The sequence below is a fragment of the Brucella anthropi genome (assembly GCF_046630315.1).
Taxonomy (GTDB): Bacteria; Pseudomonadota; Alphaproteobacteria; order Rhizobiales; family Rhizobiaceae; genus Brucella; species Brucella anthropi_A.
In genome coordinates this window covers 1-4176 of record NZ_LQBD01000028.1, presented here as the reverse complement: position 1 = coordinate 4176, position 4176 = coordinate 1, and the positions used below count along the sequence as shown (strand labels likewise).

Sequence of the window (4176 nt, the reverse complement as noted above, 5' to 3'; positions counted from 1 at the left end):
CGCAAAACGCCCATACAAGATCCTTACCGGTATATAATCAAATGCATTAACGCGGGGTGGAGCAGCCCGGTAGCTCGTCAGGCTCATAACCTGAAGGCCGCAGGTTCAAATCCTGCCCCCGCAACCATCTTTAATTGCGATCGGCCCGTCTCTCCGGCGGGCTTTTTGTTTGTACCGAGAGTGTCAGGATTCCAGCAAGATCGCCGCGAACGTCGATCTCGACCTTGCCGTCAACCGGCGTCAGGATGATGTCGCTCAACGAGCGTGCGCAGGATATTGGCGGCTTCGTCCGCTGTTCATCGGAATCGTCCTGTAGCGTTTCGTAGAGCTGTTGGACATGCAGCCGATACTGGCGGGCCATTGCCGGATGTAGGAGCGAGGGCGGTTCTTCGGCGGTTGCCAGGAATGCGGCGAGCTCAGCTTTACGTGCCCGCAATTTGTCTCCGCGTTCCTTCACGTCTTCAATGGGCAAGGCATCCTTCAGATAAAGGTCCATCAGCTTTTGAACTTCACAGTCGATCCGATCGATCTCTGCCACGGTTGCGTTGATGGTCGCGCGGGCCTCCATCCGACGTCGGTTCATCTCTTGCGTATAAGCGTCACAGAATTCGGCGAAAACTTCGGGATCGAGAATGCTATTGCGCAGGGCGTCCAGCACCCTTGACTCCAACTCATCGCGGCGAATGTTGACGCGGTTGTCGCAGGTGCCTTTGTTGCGGGCTGTCGAGCAACCGATCAGGGTGGCCGAAATTGCCGAATAACCTCCGCCGCAGCAGGCGCATTTAGTCAGGCCGGAGAAGAGATATCTGGGGCGACGACGATAATTGATCGTCGCGACATCGGCATAGCCGTCATCGTTCTGCTCGATCTTGTTCTTTTCTTGTCGCTCTTTGACCGCTTGCCAGAGTTCGTCATCGATGATGCGCAACTCCGGCGCCTCCTGGATCACCCAATCGGATTCCGGGTTCGGTCTCGCCTGTCGCTTGCCTGTATCAGGGTCTTTGACGAAATGCTGGCGATTCCACGTGAGCTTTCCGATGTACATCTCGTTATTGAGGATGCCGGTTCCGCGCTTCGGATTGCCGTTGATGGTGCTGAATCCCCAAGTGCCCCCTGTGGGCGCCGGGATGCCTTCCTTGTTGAGTGCAAAAGCGATCGTCTTGGCCGACTTGCCGGCAGCATAGTCCGCGGAATATCCGTTCGATCACCTTGGCCTGGGTTTCGTTGATAGCGCGATCGCCACGAACCGGGTCGCCATTGCCGTCGAGCTTCTTGACGACATCGTAGCCGTAGGAATTGCCGCCTCCGGATTTACCGGCCTCAATGCGACCGCGCTGGCCGCAACGGGTCTTGTCGGCCAAATCCTTGAGCAACAGGGCATTCATCGTGCCCTTGAGGCCGATATGGAGATGGGACACCTCTCCTTCGGAGAGAGTGAAGATCTTCACATTCGAATAAGACATGCGCTTGAACAGGCCGGCAATGTCCTCCTGATCGCGCGAAAGCCGATCCATCGCTTCGGCCAGGATCAGATCGAAACGACCACGACTGGCGTCCGAGATCAGGGATTGAATACCAGGGCGTAGCAGCGAAGCGCCCGAGATCGCGTGGTCGCTATATTGCTCGACAATCTGCCAGCGCTGCTTTTCGGCTTGTAGCCGGCACATGCGAAGCTGGTCGGCGATCGAGGCATCGCGCTGATTGTCGGAAGAATAGCGGGCGTAGATGGCAACTTTCAAATGAGGTCTCCCGTCATCAGGGCCGTTCGGGCCCCGTTTGCGGATCTGCGCTTCGAAGTCCTGACGCGCGATCTGTCTGCCGAGCAGACGGGCGAGTTGAATAAGACGAGGGTCCGGGTTTCCGCGCGGAGTGAAGGTCAGTTCCGGCGCGTCGGGAAGCATCGCTGCGAGCAGTTCTCGGCGCTCGCTTGGCGTAACCGTTTTTGTGGCTTTGCGTGCTTTCGGGGTAATGGCCCTTAGAATTCACGCCAAAGCTGAGATAAACAACTGAATTCAAAGCAGAATGATCGGCGTGAAACGGAGCGGATGCACGTACTGTAGCGGGCGTCGGCGTAGCATGGCGCGCGCTGGCGTCGTAAAATGACCTACGAAATTTGCGTGAAGCCTGCTTCTGAAGCATGTGACCTCCTCGGCTACCTTGGCGTCGTGTTCAGCAAAGCGCGATAGGTAGTGAACGACGCGGATGAATATCGTATTGCATTTAGCGATACAAGATATTATCTTGCTCGGAAAGGAGAAAACAATGGCCGCCACTGTCGAACGTAAGGAATACCCGATCTCGATGCGTCTGCCAGAGGCGGATGTCGCGATGATTGATCGCGCGGCCAGCCTGCGCGGCCGCTCTCGCACGGATTTCGTCCGGGACGCCGCCGTGCGCGCCGCGGAGGAGGTCGTCATGGAGCAGGGGCTTATCCGTATGAGTCCCGAAGGCTTTGCCGATTTCATGGAAATCCTGTCTCGTCCTCCCACCATCGTTCCGGAGATGATGGAGGTGCTCAGGCGGCCCGCCCCATGGGAGCCCGGTTACGAGCCGAAGCGCTGAGCCGTGGTTTTATCGGCTCCCGAGCCGCTCACCGCGGCGCATGACGTTTCAAAATTCTCCTGCGGAAAGCCGACGCTCGACCACTGGCTGAAGATCCGCGCTCTTACCAATCAGGAAAAGGGTTTCACGGCAGTCGTCGTCGTTCATGACGCGGGGCGCGTCGTCGGATACTACGGGCTGGCGCCCACAGGCGCTGTCCCTTCGATCCTGCCGCGTGCGATTCGCACCGGGCAGCCCCCCAATCCTGTTCCCTGCCTGCTTCTGGGGCAACTCGCCACGGATACGGAATGGGCCGGGCAGGGGATCGGCACAGGCTTGATGAAGCATGCTCTGCAGCGTTGCGTACAGGCTGCGCGCCTGATCGGTGGGCGGGTGCTGATTGTCAACGCCGTCGATGAAGAGGCTGCCCGGTTCTGGCTGCGCCGGGGGTTCATCCCTTCAAAGGATGATCCATTGGTCTTGCTGCGGTCCATTGCAGATGTCGCCGCGATGCTGGCAGAAGACGGAATTCAGCGGGGAGACCCCGCAGCGCCCCCTTGAGAGTGAGAGTGCGGACGGGATTTGCCGTGACGGGTTGAGGGCTGGGAGAGAGGCTCCCGGCGCCTGTCGCGGAGAACCGCGATGTCCAGATATGACCGCAACATGCGCACCGGCTCGGACCGGGAAAACCTTTACGACGAAATCACCAACAAGATCATCGCCGAGCTGGAGGCCGGACGTATTCCCTGGGTCCAGCCGTGGGGCACGTCGGCAGCGAAAGCGCCGCTCGGCCTGCCGCAAAACGCCTCGACTGGACGGAGCTACTCAGGGATCAACGTTCTGATCCTCTGGGGCGCTGTTATCGAGCATGGTTTCCCCGGCCAGGGCTGGCTGACCTTTCGTCAGGCCCTTTCCCTTGGCGGCAATGAGGACTTCCCCTTCAAAAGTGGGGGGCTTCTGTTAGATAAAACTGACAGGAGACTTAGAATTGAAGCAGCGCGAATTTACAGAAGATTTCAAACGGGAAGCCGTTTGTATTTTGACGACGAGTGGTCTAAGCATTTCATCGGTTGCGGACGACCTTGGCATTGGCAAATCAACACTTGACCGCTGGCGTCGCAATTTTGCTGAGAAGGATCTGCTTTCTGGTCCGCATGAGGACATGAGCGAGGAACTTGCCCGGCTTCGTAAGGAAAATGAACTCCTGCGACAGGAACGTGACCTACTAAAAAAAGCGACGGCCTTCTTCGCTCGGGAGATAAGTCGATGAAGTTTGCGTTCATGGACACGGAGAAGGCTCATATGTCTCTGTCACGGTTGTGCGCTTTCGCAGGCGTCAGTATCAGCGGTTATTATGTATGGAAGCATCGTTTGCCCAGTCGTCGTCAGCTCGATGATATGATCATCCTGGCGCATATTCGTAATCAGTTTGATCTGTCACGTGAAACTTATGGCAGCCCTCGAATGCATGTCGAACTGAACGAAGAAGGTATTCGAGCAGGACGTCACTGAATAGCCCCTAGATTTGTGGACGCTTTCTTCCCTATTTTTGAGGCAAGGAGGCCATGATGGGGTCTGGCAATTTCAGTGACGAGTTCAAGCGCGATGCTGTCGCGCAGATTACCGAGCGCGGCT

General features: G+C 57.4%; 4 protein-coding genes, 1 tRNA gene and 2 pseudogenes. 5 read left to right on the top strand and 2 right to left on the bottom strand.

From position 1 onward, the window contains the following. Positions 1–50: 50 nt before the first annotated feature. Positions 51–127, top strand: a tRNA-Met gene (locus AVM02_RS13705). Between the two features lie 3 nt (positions 128–130). Here AVM02_RS13705 and AVM02_RS13700 read toward each other — a convergent pair. Both AVM02_RS13700 and AVM02_RS13695 read right to left on the bottom strand, forming a co-directional pair. After that, positions 131–1129, bottom strand: a complete 999-nt coding sequence (locus AVM02_RS13700; protein ID WP_411507484.1) for a recombinase zinc beta ribbon domain-containing protein — start codon at positions 1127–1129, stop codon at positions 131–133. Next, entirely contained in the window at positions 1050–1901 is an 852-nt protein-coding gene (locus AVM02_RS13695; RefSeq protein ID WP_411507483.1) for a recombinase family protein, read from the bottom strand. The genes AVM02_RS13700 and AVM02_RS13695 overlap by 80 nt, the downstream gene beginning before the upstream one ends. A 361-nt stretch (positions 1902–2262) precedes the next feature. Here AVM02_RS13695 and AVM02_RS13690 point away from each other — a divergent pair, with 361 nt between their 5' ends. The 4 genes and pseudogenes from AVM02_RS13690 to AVM02_RS13675 form a co-directional block, all read left to right on the top strand. Continuing rightward, a complete protein-coding gene (locus AVM02_RS13690) occupies positions 2263–2562 on the top strand; it encodes a DUF1778 domain-containing protein (RefSeq protein WP_339439276.1) in 300 nt (99 codons plus the stop codon). A 3-nt stretch (positions 2563–2565) separates the two neighbouring features. After that, a complete protein-coding gene (locus AVM02_RS13685) occupies positions 2566–3102 on the top strand; it encodes a GNAT family N-acetyltransferase (protein ID WP_411507482.1) in 537 nt (178 codons plus the stop codon). A gap of 81 nt (positions 3103–3183) precedes the next feature. Beyond that, positions 3184–3468: pseudogene (locus AVM02_RS13680) on the top strand (ArdC-like ssDNA-binding domain-containing protein); the annotation flags it as partial. 61 nt (positions 3469–3529) lie between these two features. Further along, positions 3530–4050: pseudogene (locus AVM02_RS13675) on the top strand (transposase); the annotation flags it as partial. Positions 4051–4176 lie beyond the last annotated feature (126 nt).

Coding starts and splice junctions, on each gene's coding strand:
- AVM02_RS13695 (WP_411507483.1), bottom strand. CDS start 1,901: ATGCTTCCCGACGCGCCGGAACTGACCTTCACTCCGCGCGGAAACCCG.
- AVM02_RS13690 (WP_339439276.1), top strand. CDS start 2,263: ATGGCCGCCACTGTCGAACGTAAGGAATACCCGATCTCGATGCGTCTG.